Genomic DNA, 15,116 nt, shown 5'->3' on the forward strand with positions numbered 1-15,116 from the left:
TAACTCCCTACATACATAACGTATGTGACGGTGTTTCACGCCCCAAGAGGCGTAATGAAACCGTCAGACAGCTTGGTAACCGCTACGCGTACTACTACGGTGTGCTCCCAGAGGGGAAGCGTTTCGACGCTGGCAGTCCACATGCCGATATGACGACGGTGACAACCGGCCGGACGCTCGATTCGACGGGTGAGCCGGTTCCGGGGACGGGGTTCGAACTCGAGACGGATGGCCACCTCGCGGCACTGCTGCGCGAGCGGGTCGGCCCGCTCACCTCCCACCCAACGCGGCCGTCGTGGGCGGCGCGGCTCGTGGACGACGACGAGCGGATTCGGCTGGTCAGTGTCTTCGGGCCGGGGTATAGCGGTCCGCCTGAGCATTACCACGCGACTAGTCAAGAATCGTTCGACGTGCGCCAGGGACGAATCGAGTTTCGACTTGACGGCGAGCGACGCCGCGTGGCTGCCGGCGAGCGCGTCGACGTGCCCACAGATGTCCGTCACACGTTCCGGTGTCTTGGGTCGGAGCTAGGCGTGGTCGTCACGGACATTGAGCCGCCCGGCCGTATCGGGCACGTTCTGCCAACGCTTGGCGGGTTGGCCCACGACGAGACGGCCGACGCAGAGTCGCCGCTCCAGCAGGCGGTCATCGCCGATCGACTCTCCCGGGATACGGTGTTCACCGAGCGAGACCCGCGCGTGACACGGCCGCTAGCGAAACTGCTCGCACCGGTCGGACTCGCCCGCGGTTACCGTGCTGCCCACGACCGCTACCGTCGCCCAGCATTCTGGCGTCACCACGTTGAACAGCCGTCGCTGTAGCTCAGCCGTCGCGGAACTCTATCTCCTGTGTAGCAGCCGCCCGGGTGTCGAGATGGCCGGCTCCGTGGTACTGCTGTGCGGAGGCACCCTCCGCGGTTGCCGTGAGGTGCCGGGCGACATCCGGTGCCGACAGATTTGGGTGACGGCTCCGTACCAACGCAACCGTACCGGTCACCTGTGGAGCGGCCATGCTTGTGCCGGCTAGCCACGCGTAGCCGCCGGGGACAGCACCGAAGACGAGGTCAAGGAACCACGCCTCGCCGCTTCCCATCGCATCGGTGTCGGCGTTGCCGCCAGGCGCGCTCAGATCGATTGCCCGCTCGCCATAATTGGTGTAGAAGGCGGGGGTGTGTGTCGATCGTCGGAGGTCGTCAAGCGGGTCGTCCTCGCCAGGGTCGTCGTCCCAGCGGAAGCCGATTGGGCCGGTGGCGCTCACGCTCACCACGTCGTCAGCCTCGGCGGGGAGGCTGATGAGTGGGCCATCCTCGTCGAGGTTGACGCCGGCGTTACCCGCCGCAGCGACGAACAACGTCCCGCGCTCGCGGCCGAACGTCGTTGCGCGATCAAACAGGTCAAGCAACACCTGGATATCGTCGTCGGCCAGCGGCATCGGGTAAGCGCCGAGGCTCATGTTGGCGGCGTCACAGCCGACACGCGCGGCGTATACCATCGCCGCGAGAATCGTCCCGAAACTGGTCGTGCCGCGCCCGGAGAAAACGCGACACACCACAAGGTCCGTGTCGGGAGCCGTCCCGAGGACGCCCCGGCCGTCGCGCGTTGCGCCGGCGATAATACTGCTCACATGGGTGCCGTGATAGCCGACATCGGTGAAATCGCCGCCGTCGTCAGTAAAGTTGCGAGAGCGACGTCTGTCAACGGCATCCCCGAGGTCCGGGTGGGCTGCGGCGATACCCGTATCGATTACCGCGACGCGGGTGCCACCACCGGTTGTGTGGTCGTGGACCATGGACACCCGCTGGCTAGACTTGTCCCACTGGAACTCCGAGAGCGCGTCGACGCTGGCGGCTGTGGCGCCGTACGACTGGGCGTCAACGGGAAGATCGAGGGCGAGTCCGACATCTGGGGCATACCGGCCGTCAAGCGTCGCGGGGTCGTTCGTCTCGACGACTAACGCGTCGACGGGATTGAGGTCGTGGACGACGCGTGCGTCACCGAGTCGGACGTTCTCGCGGGTGTCGACGATGAATCGCTTGTCGGCGGCCGTCGCCGTCGCCAGTCGGGGACCAAACGCGAGTGCACTGGCGCTGCCGACGGTCCCGAGCAGGGACCGGCGTGTGAGCGGTGGCGTCATAGGGCGGCCGCGCTAGCTGCTGGATATAATAATAAATAATGTTATTATCGTGGGGAATCGCTGTCGGTGGTCTTCCCATCGCGGCGGTCTCGCTCGCGGGCGGCAGGATTTCGATCGGCTGGTGGACCGTAGCCGCCGCCGCCCGGCGTTCGCACCGTCACCGTGGTGCCAGCGGCCACCTCGCGGGTGGTCTTGGCTCCGACGGTTGACCCATTGATTAGATTCTCGCCAAGGGCGCCGTCCTCGCCACCGTCGGCGCCAGCGGGAGGATGGCGGCGCCGCTCGGTTAGCAGCGACACGACAGCGTCTGTCTTCACAGTAATCGCTCGCTCGATGCCCAACCCGCCTCGGAACTGGCCGTCCCCGCCCGAATCTGGGCGGAGTGCATACCGATCAACCCGGAGCGGGTACTCCGTCTCGATGGACTCGACGGGGGTATTGAGCGTGTTGGTCATTCCTACTTGGACACCATCCATCCCGTCCATTGACGGCCGGGCACCAAATCCACCAGCGATTGTCTCGTAGTATGTGAATCCGTCAGCGCCACGGTCGCCGACGACCAGGTTGTTCATCGTCCCCTGACCTTGGGCGGGAAGTTCTCCTGGGAGCGCCTCGGCGAACGCCGCGAGCACGACATCGGTAATCCGCTGACTCGTCTCGACGTTGCCACCCACGACGGCCGCCGGCGGCTGTGGGTTGAGCAGCGACCCCTCGGGCGCGTGGACCTCGACCGGGGCGTAACAGCCGTGATTCGGCGGTATCTCGGGGTCAGTTACCGCACGGACGGCAAAGTAGACTGCGCTCTTCGCAACCGCAAGTGGGGCATTCATGTTACCCGCGACCTGTGCCGCGGTGCCAGTGAAGTCGACTTCGACTGACGGACCGTCTACCTCGACGCACACCTCAACCGGCACGTCCTCATCGGTGACTCCGTCGCCCTCCAATACATCCGTTGCTGTGTAGCGGCCGTCGGGTATCTCGGCCAGTTCCCCGTGCATCCGGGTTGCAGAATAGTCGATGACGGCGTCGAATGCCGACGTGAGATCTGTCTCGCCATCCGCGAGTTCGGCGATGCGGGTGGCCGCCCGCTCGTTAGCCGCAAGCTGTGCCCGGAGATCAGCCCGCCGCTCGTCAATCCCGCGTACGTTTCCCAGCAGCAGGTTGAGAACATCCTCAACGAGTTCGCCGTCGACCGCCAGCCGGACCGGCGGCAGACGGAGTCCCTCCTGGTAAATTTCGGTCGCGCCGGCTGGCATACTCCCGGGTGTCCCGCCGCCGACGTCGGCGTGGTGGGCGCGCGTGACCGCGTAGCCCAGCACGTCGCCGTCGGGCGCCAGCGGCGAGACAATCGTGACATCTGGGAGGTGGGTGCCGCCCGCGAACGGATCGTTCAGCAGGTATGCCTCGCCAGGCGCAGGGTCTCGGTCCTGGACCGCCGCGACGGCCTCGGGCATCGCGCCGAGGTGGACGGGGATATGCTCGGCCTGCGCGACCATTCGGCCGTCGGCGTCGAACAGTGCTGTCGAGCAGTCGCGTCGCTCTTTGATGTTCGGCGAGTATGCACCCCGCACGAGTACGCGACCCATCTCCTCGGCTACCCCCTCGAGTCGGTTGCGGAGTATCTCCAAGGTCGCCGGGTCGATGTCACTCACGCCGTCTCACCTCGCGTCACTACGAGTGTGCCGTCCCCACGGACACACCCGCCCCATCTTGGCGGGACGACGGCTGTGCTCTCAGGGCCGGCGAGTACCGCCGGCCCGTCGACATACCGTCCCGTCGAGAGTGCCCGACGGTCATATATTGGCGTCTCGACGGGGCCGTTGCCAAAGTCGACAGTGCGTTCCCCGCGCTCGGGGGTGCCGTCTCCCTTGTGTGCGGCGTCAGTGACGCCCCGCTCGACGCGGGCCGTCGCTCTGAGGTTGACCACTTCAACGGGTTCCTCGGCCGTATAGCCGTACGCACGCTCGTGGGCGGCATGGAACCGCTCGCGTAGGTCGGCGACGGATGGGTCGGCGTCAGCGGATACCGTCAACTCGAAGCTCTGGCCGACATATCGTAAATCCGCCGACAAATCGACCGTCGGGTCGCCGAATTCCGTCTCTGCGCGCACCTCGGCCGCGAGTTCGGCGAACGTCTCTCTCAGCTGTGTCTCGTCGATAGACGCGAGTTCGCCCATCTGCGTCCGGACGGCGTCGTAGCGCTCGTCGGCATCTAGTAGCCCGTACGCCGAGAGTACGCCGCTCGCGAGCGGGAGAACGACCGTCTCGATATCGAGTTCGGACGCCACAGGGACCGCATGCATCGGCCCCGCGCCGCCGAACGCAACGAGTCCAAACCCGCGGGGGTCATACCCTCGTTCGACGGTCATCTCACGGACAGCCTGGGTCATTTTCGCGTTAGCGACACGATAAATCCCTCGGGCTGCCTCGCGGGGGGACTCGAGGCCCGCGGCCGCGGCGAGGCGGCCGAGTACGTCACGGGCAGCCGCCAGGTCGAGCGACAGCTCGCCACCGAGTTGCGCATCGGAGCCAATATAGCCGAGCAGGAGTGCAGCGTCCGTTACCGTTGCCTGCTCACCGCCGCGCCCGTAGCAGGCCGGACCGGGGTCAGCACCAGCTGACTCGGGACCGACCCGAAGTGCGTCTCCAGTGTCGACCCATGCGACACTCCCACCGCCTGAGCCGATAGTGTTCACGTCGACCATCGGCGTTCGCACGGGCACCCCGTCAACGACAGTGTCGGTTGTCCGCTCAACCTCGCCGTCGCGTACGAGACTCACATCGCTGGACGTGCCACCCATGTCGAACGTTATTAGCCCATCCAGTCCACGCTCGTCCGCGACTGGACCGGCAACGCGGCGTGCACCGATAACGCCCGCTGCCGGTCCGGAGAGAACAGTTGTCACGGCCCGGTTGCGGACGGCCTCGGCACTGGCAATGCCGCCGTTCGACTGCATCACCCGCGGCGCTGGCACGCCCGCTTCGCGGGCCCGCTCGGCTAGCCGGCCAATATACACATCGATGGCCGGGGTGACGTAGGCGTCTGCGACGGTCGTCGCCGTCCGCTCAAATTCGCGGAACTCTGCGAGCACCTCGTGCGAGACGGACACTGGCACGTCCAAGTGCTCACGGAGGTAGGCCGCAACCTGCTGCTCGTTGGCCGGATGGGCATAGGCATGTAGGAACGCGACGGCAACACTCTCGACGCCCTCAGCGCGCAGCTCGTCGGTCAATTCCTGGAGGGCTGTCTCGTCAACGCCTGTCTCGATGCCATCTGTCGTTGCCCGCTCCGAGAGTTCGTAGCGGTGTCGGCGGGCAACCAGCGGCGCCGGCTTCTCGGCGTCGAGGTCGTACAGCGCTGGCCGGGTCTGGCGGCCAATCTCGAGTACGTCCCGGAACCCCTCGGTGGTGACCAGTGCCGTCTCCGCGCCAGATCGCTCCAGTAGTGCGTTGACCGAGACGGTCATCGCGTGGACGAATTCCGCCAGTTCGGCCGGCGCGACGTCAGCCGAGTTACACGCCTTCCGGATGCCTGCGAGCACGCCGTCGCTCTGGTCGGCAGTCGAGGGTACCTTCGCCGTTGTCAACTCGTCGTCGGCGATGAGCACTACGTCGGTGAACGTCCCGCCGACGTCAACGCCGACGCGCGGGCCAAGGCCAGTCTCAGTCATGGCGCCGTCCGGTCGTATTGTGTGGCTATAGTCGTCATTTGCTGGAGGGCAGGTCGGGACGCAGGAAAGCGTTGTTCTGCGGGTTCGAATCCACTGTATTACAAGGCCACCAGTCGCCGGTGCCAGACGAGCTCGCGACGCCCGAAGCTTCCACCTAACGGATGGGGGGCGTTGGAGCCCCGACGTGACCACCATGTCACTCGCGCTGGTGTGGTGACCAGCATCTCGAGTTAGTCGAGTGGCGGTCTCTCTGAGGATGTCACTACAATAGGTCGAATCCGGCAATGTCGCTCGTGGACTCCCTGTCGCACCTCAACGAAATGGTAAGTGGCCGGGGTGGGCTCCGAACCCACGATCTCCGCATGTCCCAGGTCCCGGGAGACAGCCCGGAGGGACTGCGTGACAGCCGCGTAACCCTATGAGTGCGGCGCTATGTCCAGCTAAGCCACCCGGCCTGCGTCGGGGTAGTCCGGTGGCGGACTTGAACCTGTCCATCCGGGACGCATCGCCCGGCTACGGCGGGCCGCGGCGGCTCCCAGCGGATTTAAGCCGAGCGGCGGGGACTGTGGGGTATGGACGTCCCACCGCTCGTGACCGAGCGGCTTGACGGCGAGAACGTGCGCACCCGGGTCGACCTCGGCGGTGAAGATGCCGTCTTCGTCACACCGACCCGGACGCTTGTCTACCGGGCTGAGGGGCTACTGTCGGATGAGTCCGTCTCCGCGTATCCGCATGATGTCGAACGAATCGACGTAACGTCCGGTAGGCGAAAGACTACCGTTGAACTCACCTATGTCGATACCGCTGGAAAGTTCACAGTCCCCGATGAACGGACGGATGACGTACTCGTGCCGTTGCTCGAGGGCGTACTTACAGCCACCGGTGTCACCGACAGAACCGAGACGGTACGGCGGGCGTTTCGTTTCTCCGAACTGACACTCGTCGTCACAGATGCCCGGCTGCTGAAACACGTCGGCGGTGCCGTCTGGGACGACGACTACGAGTCATTCCCGTTCTCGGCCGTGACCGATCTCGACACGGAGGCGGGTGAAGTCGCCACCGGGCTCGTCATCACTGTCGACGGCCGGCCCCAGCGAGTGAAACTCCCCTCCGACGAGGCAGATGCCGTCGTCCACGCTGTCGAGAGCGCGCTACTAGCGTACCACGACGTCGATGCGCTCCCAGACCTTCGTGACGACGAGGACGTGGCCGACAAGGGATCCAAAGGTGGGACCAATAACTTCGACGACGCCGGCATCGACCCGCTGGTTGACGAGCCCGATACAGAAGAGAACCACCCCGCAATCGACCGTGTCACCGACAACGCCGTGGAAGAGTCGACTGACGACCGCGGCAACCGCGAGGAACTCATCGAGCGAATCGAGGCACTTGAGGCAGCTGTCGAACGACAGAACGACTTGCTTGAACAGCAGCGCGAGACAATCGAGACGCTCGTCGACGAACTCCGCCGAGGCCGGTGACTACCCCTCGACGCCGGTTACGTCGACGCGGGTTCCGCCATTCTCGCTCTCCATGACCGACACCGACCAGCCATGCGCGTCCGCAATGCGCTCAACGATGCGGAGCCCGAAGCCGGTGCCGTCCTCGTTTGTCGAGTAGCCGGCCTCAAAAGCCCGCCCCCGCTCGTCGGGGGGTATCCCGGGGCCATCATCTGCGACATAGAATCTGGCGTCTGTCCCCCCGACGCGGACGGTAACGATGGGCTCGCTTCCTCCGTCTGTAGAACCGGGCGCCACCCCGGCCGTGCCGTCTGCGCTCGTGGATTCTCGTCCATCCGGTCCGCTACCACCGGCACCGTGTTCTACGCTGTTGCGGACAAGATTCGTGAGTAACTGTTGGAGCTGTCGGCGGTCGGCGAGCAGCTTGCGGTCACGCTCGACGACCAGTCGCGCCCGCTCTGTCGGGAGGTTCTGCCAGCAGGCTTCCGTCACCGCGCCCAGTGACACGGACTCGAGTTCGCCGAGTTCGCCCGCATGACGCGCCAGCGTTAGCAAGTCATCGATAAGTTGTTGGCTGCGCGCTAGCGCGTCGGCAGCTTCTTCGAGATGTTTCGTCGCCGAACCGCCATTCGTACGCGCGAGTTCGACCCGGCCTTCTGCGACAGTGAGTGGGTTGCGCAAGTCGTGTGCGACGACGCTTGCGAACTCCTCGAGTCGTTCGTTCTTCGACTGCAGCTCCCGGCGGGTGCGTCGTCGCTCCAGTTCGTAGCTCGCCAGCTTTACCATGAGCCGAACCGCTGTCCGCTCCCAGTCGCTAAACGGCTTTGGGCGCGGCTCCGTCCCGGCGAAACAGAGCGTCCCGTACAGCTCGCCGTTCACCCGCACCTCATCGCCAACGTAGCAACCCAGCTCGAACAGCTCGAAGGCAGGGTCGTTCTCCCAGCCGGCCGCGACAGCGTCGGCGACGGCGAACCGCCCCTCGGTCTCGATGGTGTGCCGGCAGTACGCTTCTGACAATGGTGCGGTTTCACCTGGTTGGAGCAGTTCGTGACTCCCCACCGACTTGACAATCCTCTGTTGGCGCTCACCTGCTTCGCCGTCGATGCGGGTCAGGAACCCATACGGTATGTCGAGCCAGTCGCGACCGATCGCCAGTAGCCGAGAGAGTTTCTCGTCTGCAGTTGCGTCTGCATCCGTCGTTACATCGTATAGCTCGCTCAGAAGGGCGACCGTCGACTCCTGCTGGCGCTTGTGCTCGTCAAGCCGTCCTCGCATCCGGCTGGCGTCCACTGCGTTGAGGATGCGGTTCGCCAGCACGGTGTACTGTTCGGTGCCGTCGCGCTTCTCGAAGTAGTCGGTCACGCCCGCGGAGATAGCCTCGCTCGCTACTCCCTCGTTGCCGCGGCCGGTCAAGAGGATGAATGGAAGGTCGCCGTGGGATTCTCGGACGGCCTCGAGCAGGGCGAGTCCGTCCATCTGGGGCATGTCGTAATCGGCAACAATGCAGTCAACACCGCCCGTATCCAGCCGCTCGATAGCCTCCGAGGCGCTCGTCGCTGTCTCGACGTTGAGTCGCTCGTGTTCCTGCTCGACGAACGTGGCCGCCATCCGGGCGAAGTCGGGTTCGTCGTCAACGTGCAGCACATTGACCGGCTCGCCACCCGCCGGGTCGCTGCTGTCGCCCCTCACGATGCGAGGTGGTATCAACCGATGGGCAAAAACTCGTCGGTCGCTTCTACTCCCGACCGGTCACCTTCCGGATGCACGAGGAGCCAAATGGGCCGTGCTCAGCGGCCTCCAAGCGCATGAAGTAGCCAGTCGACAGCGAAGCGCCGCACCGCAGGCAGGTGAACTCTCCTTCCTTGGAAACGACATCCGCCTCGAAGGAGAGAAATGACGAACGGTTCGGCCGAATCTGGCCCGCCTCGCGGTCGATAACCCCACGTCGCTCCGCAGTGTCCAGTATTTCGCGAGTAATTGCCGGGTCTGAGGTCACCGTCTCGATGCGGTCGACGACATCCGACAGCGGCAGCGACTCGTGTTCGAGTCGTTCGAGCAACTGCACGCCGACCTCGATAGGATTCTCTTCGGCTTCGGGGTCCGTCTCGCCCGCGTCGCGCACGTTTTCACCCCGGCCGCGCGGATGCTTAAGCGTTCACCACGTCGCCAACACCCGGACCACAAGAGGTTTTCACGCGCACACAGACCCGGAGACGTAAGATGGACCGGGTGACTCGCCGCCAGGCTGTCGGCGTCGGGACACTCGTGGCCGTCGCCGGGACCGCCGCGCTAATCGGCTCGCCTAGCGATATCGCCCGACAGCTCGTTACCCTCGCAGACCGGCCGCTCCGCTTCGGTCTCCTGCTCGGAACCGGCTACCTCCTCCGATTCCTCGTCGCATGGCCAATCAGCATCCTGTCTGTGACCGTCGGCGTCGCGCTCGGGCCGGCGGGCGTCCCGATCGCGCTCGGGGGCGCTGTGGTCACGTGTCTGCCGCCGTACCTGTTGGCCGGCCGCGTTAGAGACGGACCGCTCGGTACGCTCGGCGAGCAGGGTCGCCGCTACTTCACCGCCACCGGCGATCTCAGGGGCACCGTCGCCGCGCGGCTCGCGCCGCTGCCCGCAGACCCTGTCTCGTACACTGCCGGCCTCGCAGGGGTCCGGCCAGGGGCGTACGCGCTAGGGACCGCGCTTGGCGAACTCCCGTGGGTGACCGCGGCGGTACTCGTGGGCGCCGGCGCCGGCCGGTTGACGGTCGGCGAGACTAGTCCAATCGTCTTCATCGGCGCGGCGGCGCTGGCGCTGCTGGTCCTCGCTGGGCCGCTCTACCGGCTCTTGCGGACGCGGGGACTCCTCCCTGAGCCGCTCAGAAGGTAAACGGGTCACCGCAATCGACCACTACGCCGTGCTGTGGGCAGACGTACTTACAGTGGCGCTTGAATAGCGCGGTCCCACAGGATGGACACGACGGCGGTTTACCCATGTATTTGATAACGAGCCGACCGGCATCAACCTCCCGAATTTTGAACAGAATTCGGAGAATCCCTTTGCACCGTCAGCGCCCAGGGAGCACATGGACACGGACGCCGTACGCTCGACAATCGCACAGACGCTCGTGCCTGCGCTTGCGGCCGCGCTCGCTGCTGTCGGCGGCTCCTTTGCCGTCGCTGGCTTCACCCCCGCTTTCGTTCCTGCGGCGCTTGCAAGCGCCGTTGCTCGTCTCTCGCCGGGCGCCCTCGTCACATTCGCGATTACCGTGCTCGGTGACCTTGGCAAGTTACTAAACATCGCGATGGGTTTCGCCCTCGGGGTCGGACTGTTCGGCGCGCTCACGGCCATAGCCATCGCGGTCGGCCGTCGCACTGACATGGCCGTCGCATCCCCCGTGCTCGCCGGCGTGTCTGTCTTCGCCGCTGCGGCGCTATTGACTGACACTCTCTTTGCGTCGCTGGTTGGTGGGTTCGCGGCTGCGGTGGTACTCGCGGTTGGGCCGGTACTTGCGTACTTGCCGGCGACCACCGGCGTTGCCCCGGGCCGCAGGCACGCGCTCGGCACCGTCGGGACCGCGTTGGCCACGGTTGGTCTCGGCTACGCGGTCGGCCGGAACCGCGGCGACGGGCCGAGCAGGGAGCCCGTTACCGATCCCGAGGTGCGATCGCTGCTTGACGATGCAACTGCCAAATCACTGTCCGTCGAGGGATTGGAGCCGCTGGTGAGCGACCAGTTCTACACGGTCGATATCGCGGCGGCGGCTCCCACTATCACGGCCGACGAGTGGACGCTGTCGGTCACCGGCAACGTGGAGCAGGAGGTCGAGATTGACTACGACGAGCTCACGGGGATGGAGTCACGGGAGGTGTTTGCAACGCTCCGGTGTGTCGGCGAGAGCCTCAACGGTAAAAAGATGGACACCGCTCTCTGGACGGTGGTACCCGCGGCCGAACTCGTTGACCGGGCGGGCGCGTCGGGCAACTGCTGTGTGATGTTGCGCGCCGCTGATGGCTACTACGAGGAGTTCCCGCTGTCTGCGCTTCGGGAGGGGCTGTTCGCATACCGCATGAATGGTCGCCCGCTTCCACGCGGCCACGGTTACCCGGTTCGTGCGCTCATCCCCGGCCATTGGGGCGAGATAAACGTGAAGTGGGTAACCGAAATCGAGGTACTCGATGAAGAGGTCGATGGCTACTGGGAGAAGAAGGGGTGGCACGGCACCGGACCAGTCAACACTGTCGCAAAGCTCCATGCCGTCGATCGCGCCGACGGGCAAATTACCGTCGCCGGCCACGCCTACGCTGGTACCCGCGGCATCTCAGCCGTCGAGGTGTCGACAGACGGCGGCGCGACGTGGACGGAAGCAACTCTCTCGGAGCCACTCCCCTCACCAGAGGCCGACCGCGCCATAGACGCGTGGCGCCAGTGGGCCCATGAGTACGAGGCACCTGGCGGACGCCACGAGGTGGTGGTGCGTGCGCGCGAGGCTGACGGCACGCTTCAGCCGCGAGAAGAGACAGGTGCGTATCCAAGCGGCCCAAGCGGGTGGGTCTCGAAAGAAATCGGGTAGTTCAGGCGGCCGTCAGCACTCAGACCAGCCGCAGGACTGACACGTCTTGCAGCCCTCGTTCATGGCCAGTGACATCGCTCCACAGTCGGGACACTCGGGCGACTCGCCGGCCGCGAGTAGGTCTGCCGTCGCATCGTCTGGCTCGGCTGCAGTAGCGCCACCGTCCGTCTCTGGTTCGACCGGCGTGCGGTCGCGGTCCGCATCAGACTCGCGGTTGGGATCATCGGCGGTGCCGGCCGCCTCTGCGAGACTCTGCTGCTGTGGGTACACCCGGTCGATTTCGTCGTCAAGATACCGGCGCAGTGCGACACCGAAGGCGTCTGGGATGGAGTTGATTTGCTCGCCTTTGTCCCAGGCAACCTTCGGTGACCGAATACCATTCAGCTTGTCGACAATTTCGTTGGGATCGACGCCTGAACGGAGCGCGACGGAGATGGTCTTCGCCAGCGCATCCGTGAAGGAGTTGGTGAAGCCGCCGGAGTGGCCCGTGTTAGCGAACAGTTCGAATGGTTCGCTCGTCTCGGGGTCCTCGTTGATAGTGACGTACAGCTTCCCGTACCCTGTCTCGATTCGCTGGGTGACGCCATGGAGCTGGTCCGGCCGTGGTTTCTTTTCGGCGTAGACGCGCTCCTCGTCGCCACCCAACAGGTCGGCCGGCTCGTCGATATTGGCCCGAACCGACTCGTGGGCGAGGAACTCATCGAAGCTACCGAAGATCTCCTCGATTTTCTCCGAGAGGAACGCGGCAGCCTCTTCCTCGTCCATGTCCTCGGAGAATTCCGTGTTATCGGCGCGGGTGGTGAGCACCTGCTTCGAGCGGGTGCCATCTCTGTAGACGGTGACTCCCTTCCCACCGTTCTCATAGATGTACCGGTACACCTCGTCCATATCCTCTTTGGTGGCGGAGTTGGGGAAGTTACAGGTCTTCGAAATGGCCGAGTCGACGCCCACCTGACAGGCACACTGCACCGCGGCGTGATCCTTCCCCGAGAGATCGCCGGTTACAACGAACAACTCACCGATTGCGTCTGGGACGGTGTCGAGCCCATCGACGCCGTCGAATTCGTTGTTCGCCATCTGCTCTTGGGCCTCTCGCTTGACCGCCTCGACATCGATGTCGTTGGCCTCGAGTGTCCGTAGGAAGTAATCGTCGAACTCGACGAGCATCTCGTCGCCCTGTACGTCATCAGAGACGTTCTTGTAGTAGGCAACGTTGTAGATGGGCTCACACCCGCCCGTCGTGTTCCCTACCATCGACGTCGTCCCGGTGGGGGCGATAGTCGTTGTGTTGTGGTTGCGAATGGGATAGCCGTCAGCCCAGTCGTCGGCACGCTCGCCAGTCTGTTTCTCGAACCACTCGGCGTACTCAGTTGGGTCGGCGTACTTCGAGTTGTCCCACTCCGAGAAAACGCCCCGCTCAGTCGCGAGCTGGTGGGAGGCGGCCTTCGAGCCGTGGTTGATGGTCTGCATCACCTGGCGGGCCACCTCGTTGCCCTCTTCGGAGCCGTACTCGATACCCAGCTGGATGTACAACTGTGCCAGCCCCATTACGCCGAGGCCAATCTTCCGCATCTCGCGGACCTTCTCCTCAATTTCGGGCACAGGGAAATCCGACATCGTGACGACGTTCTCGAGGAAGCGGGTGCCGAGCCGGATGCGCTCCTCGAACTCTTCGGTGTCGAGCGCTTCCTGAAGGAATCGCTCGACCCCCTCCTCGAGGCTGTTGAACTCATGCTGCTGGGACCACACACGCCAGTCCGGGGCGTCTTGTGCGGCTAGCGTCGAGAGATTGATATGTCCGAGGTTACAGGCCTCGTACTCCTCGAGCGGCTGCTCACCACAGGGGTTCGTCGCGAGGATGCGGTGGTCGGGATGCTCCTCAACATCGAAGGAGTGCTCCTTGTTGATGCGTTCGAGGTAGACGACGCCCGGCTCACCGTTCTCGTGGGCGCCGTCGACGATGCGGTCCCAAATAAGGTTGGGATCCAGCGATAGCGGCTCGCCGATCTCCACCTCGTCACCGAGGTCGTACCGCGAATACATCTCCTTGGTCTCCTCGCTGGCGATGTGGGGTTCGCCCGTACGCGGGTTGGTGAAGGTGAACTCCTCGCCAACCTCCAGTGCGTCCATGAAGTCGTCGGTGACGCCCACAGAAATGTTGAAGTTCGAGAGATGTCCCTCGACGGCGTTCCGCAGGTGTTTCGGCACCTTGCCGTCTTCGTCGATGAGTCCGCGGGCTTCCTCAAGCGCTTCCGAGAACGTCGTATACGTGTAATCGTCGGGGTCGTTCAGCCGGAGGCAGTGGGCCAACGAGACGTCTTTGTTCTTTGCGTGGATGAACTCGATGACGTCGGGATGCGAGATACGCATGACGCCCATCTGGGCCCCCCGTCGCGTTCCTCCCTGTGCGATAGTTTCGCACATCTGGTCAAACGTCCGCATAAACGTGATGGGTCCCGAGGCGATGCCGCCCGTGGAGCCGACTGCATCACCGTATGGGCGGAGCCGCCAGAAGGCATAGCCCATCCCGCCGCCGGACTGGAACACCTCGGCAGCTTCCTTGGCCGTCTGGTGGATGTCCGTGAGGTCGTCCTCCGGGCTGTCGACGAAACACGCCGAGAGCTGCTGGAGTTCGTCGCCGGCGTTCATCAGCGTCGGCGAGTTCGGGATGAAAGAGAGCCGCTCCATCAGCTCTTGGAACTCCGCCTGCTTCGTCTCCACATGCTCGCGTACCTCGTCAGGGAGCCCTGGAACGACGGTGTCGTAGGCGAACTTGTTGACATTGTGGACCGACAGCGGCGTCTCGACATCGTCCTCGACGGTAGTTCCGGCGCCGAACACCTCGCTCGCGAGCTCGTCGCGGCGCGGGTGCTCCGGCTTCACTTGGTCTGGGGTGACCGTTACCTCGATGTCTTCTCGATCGGCCTCGAAGACGGCCTCTGCGAGGGCGATGTTCTTAGCGACGCGCTCGAAGAGGTCTTCCTGTGACTCAACAAGTTCGCCGTTCTGGTCCTTGCGGAGATACCGCGCGGGGAGGATGTTGTGATAGGCGTTAGCGGTGAGTCGCTCCTCGAGGGTGTCTCCCTCGGTTCGTTTAATTGGCAGTTCGAGTTCGTCCGCGGCGAGGTCGATCCCGGACATCACTCTCCCCTCCGGTCAGTTCCGATGTCGGCAACGGTGGTGTTCGTGTGGAGATAGTTCATGGTGATTCGTAGCGGCGCTTGCTTCTCTACCGGGCCAGATAACCCTTGGCACTCCGGGTGGTTGTCGTCGGTGCGGCACCACGCTGTCG

Annotated in this window: 11 protein-coding genes and 1 tRNA gene; 4 read left to right on the forward strand and 8 right to left on the reverse strand. The window is 64.5% G+C overall.

The features are described from left to right. Nucleotides 1-149 precede the first annotated feature (149 nt). Nucleotides 150-821 carry a cupin domain-containing protein gene (locus ABEJ63_RS00380; protein ID WP_375794351.1) on the forward strand — a complete coding sequence of 224 codons (672 nt, stop codon included), beginning with the start codon at nucleotides 150-152 and terminating at the stop codon, nucleotides 819-821. Between the two features lies 1 nt (nucleotide 822). Here ABEJ63_RS00380 and ABEJ63_RS00385 read toward each other — a convergent pair whose 3' ends face one another. The 4 genes from ABEJ63_RS00385 to ABEJ63_RS00400 all read right to left on the reverse strand — a co-directional run bounded on the left by ABEJ63_RS00385 (nucleotide 823) and on the right by ABEJ63_RS00400 (nucleotide 6,258). Continuing rightward, complete coding sequence (locus ABEJ63_RS00385) at nucleotides 823-2,133, reverse strand: S8 family serine peptidase (protein WP_375794352.1); 1,311 nt, start codon at nucleotides 2,131-2,133, stop codon at nucleotides 823-825. A 44-nt stretch (nucleotides 2,134-2,177) separates the two neighbouring features. After that, a complete protein-coding gene (locus tag ABEJ63_RS00390) occupies nucleotides 2,178-3,785 on the reverse strand; it encodes a hydantoinase B/oxoprolinase family protein (protein ID WP_375794353.1) in 1,608 nt (535 codons plus the stop codon). Continuing rightward, a complete protein-coding gene (locus tag ABEJ63_RS00395; RefSeq protein ID WP_375794354.1) occupies nucleotides 3,782-5,803 on the reverse strand; it encodes a hydantoinase/oxoprolinase family protein in 2,022 nt (673 codons plus the stop codon). Before ABEJ63_RS00395 ends, ABEJ63_RS00390 begins: the two co-directional genes overlap by 4 nt. A gap of 328 nt (nucleotides 5,804-6,131) precedes the next feature. After that, nucleotides 6,132-6,258: transfer RNA gene (locus tag ABEJ63_RS00400), tRNA-Met, on the reverse strand. 117 nt (nucleotides 6,259-6,375) lie between these two features. On the opposite strand from ABEJ63_RS00400, the gene ABEJ63_RS00405 reads away from it, so the two are divergent. After that, nucleotides 6,376-7,284, forward strand: a complete 909-nt coding sequence (locus tag ABEJ63_RS00405) for a hypothetical protein (protein ID WP_375794355.1) — start codon at nucleotides 6,376-6,378, stop codon at nucleotides 7,282-7,284. On the opposite strand, the gene ABEJ63_RS00410 is transcribed toward ABEJ63_RS00405, so the two are convergent. Both ABEJ63_RS00410 and ABEJ63_RS00415 read right to left on the reverse strand, forming a co-directional pair. Further along, on the reverse strand, nucleotides 7,285-8,952 hold the full coding sequence (locus ABEJ63_RS00410; protein ID WP_375794356.1) for a response regulator: 1,668 nt from the start codon (nucleotides 8,950-8,952) through the stop codon (nucleotides 7,285-7,287). Between the two features lie 46 nt (nucleotides 8,953-8,998). Next, nucleotides 8,999-9,385 carry a DUF5830 family protein gene (locus ABEJ63_RS00415; protein ID WP_375794357.1) on the reverse strand — a complete coding sequence of 129 codons (387 nt, stop codon included), beginning with the start codon at nucleotides 9,383-9,385 and terminating at the stop codon, nucleotides 8,999-9,001. A gap of 98 nt (nucleotides 9,386-9,483) precedes the next feature. On the opposite strand from ABEJ63_RS00415, the gene ABEJ63_RS00420 reads away from it, so the two are divergent. Beyond that, a complete protein-coding gene (locus ABEJ63_RS00420) occupies nucleotides 9,484-10,140 on the forward strand; it encodes a VTT domain-containing protein (protein ID WP_375794358.1) in 657 nt (218 codons plus the stop codon). On the opposite strand, the gene ABEJ63_RS00425 is transcribed toward ABEJ63_RS00420, so the two are convergent. Next, nucleotides 10,130-10,246, reverse strand: a complete 117-nt coding sequence (locus tag ABEJ63_RS00425; protein WP_375794359.1) for an HVO_2523 family zinc finger protein — start codon at nucleotides 10,244-10,246, stop codon at nucleotides 10,130-10,132. The two genes, ABEJ63_RS00420 and ABEJ63_RS00425, sit on opposite strands and share 11 nt — an antisense overlap. A gap of 90 nt (nucleotides 10,247-10,336) precedes the next feature. On the opposite strand from ABEJ63_RS00425, the gene ABEJ63_RS00430 reads away from it, so the two are divergent. Beyond that, nucleotides 10,337-11,824, forward strand: a complete 1,488-nt coding sequence (locus ABEJ63_RS00430) for a molybdopterin-dependent oxidoreductase (protein ID WP_375794360.1) — start codon at nucleotides 10,337-10,339, stop codon at nucleotides 11,822-11,824. Nucleotides 11,825-11,836: 12 nt separating this feature from the next. Here the strand turns inward: ABEJ63_RS00430 and ABEJ63_RS00435 are convergent, their stop codons facing one another. Beyond that, nucleotides 11,837-14,965 (reverse strand): adenosylcobalamin-dependent ribonucleoside-diphosphate reductase, encoded by a 3,129-nt coding sequence (locus ABEJ63_RS00435; RefSeq protein WP_375794361.1) that lies wholly within the window; start codon nucleotides 14,963-14,965, stop codon nucleotides 11,837-11,839. Nucleotides 14,966-15,116: the final 151 nt, after the last annotated feature.

The organism is Halosegnis sp. (assembly GCF_042216475.1).
Lineage (GTDB): Archaea > Halobacteriota > Halobacteria > Halobacteriales > Haloarculaceae > Halosegnis.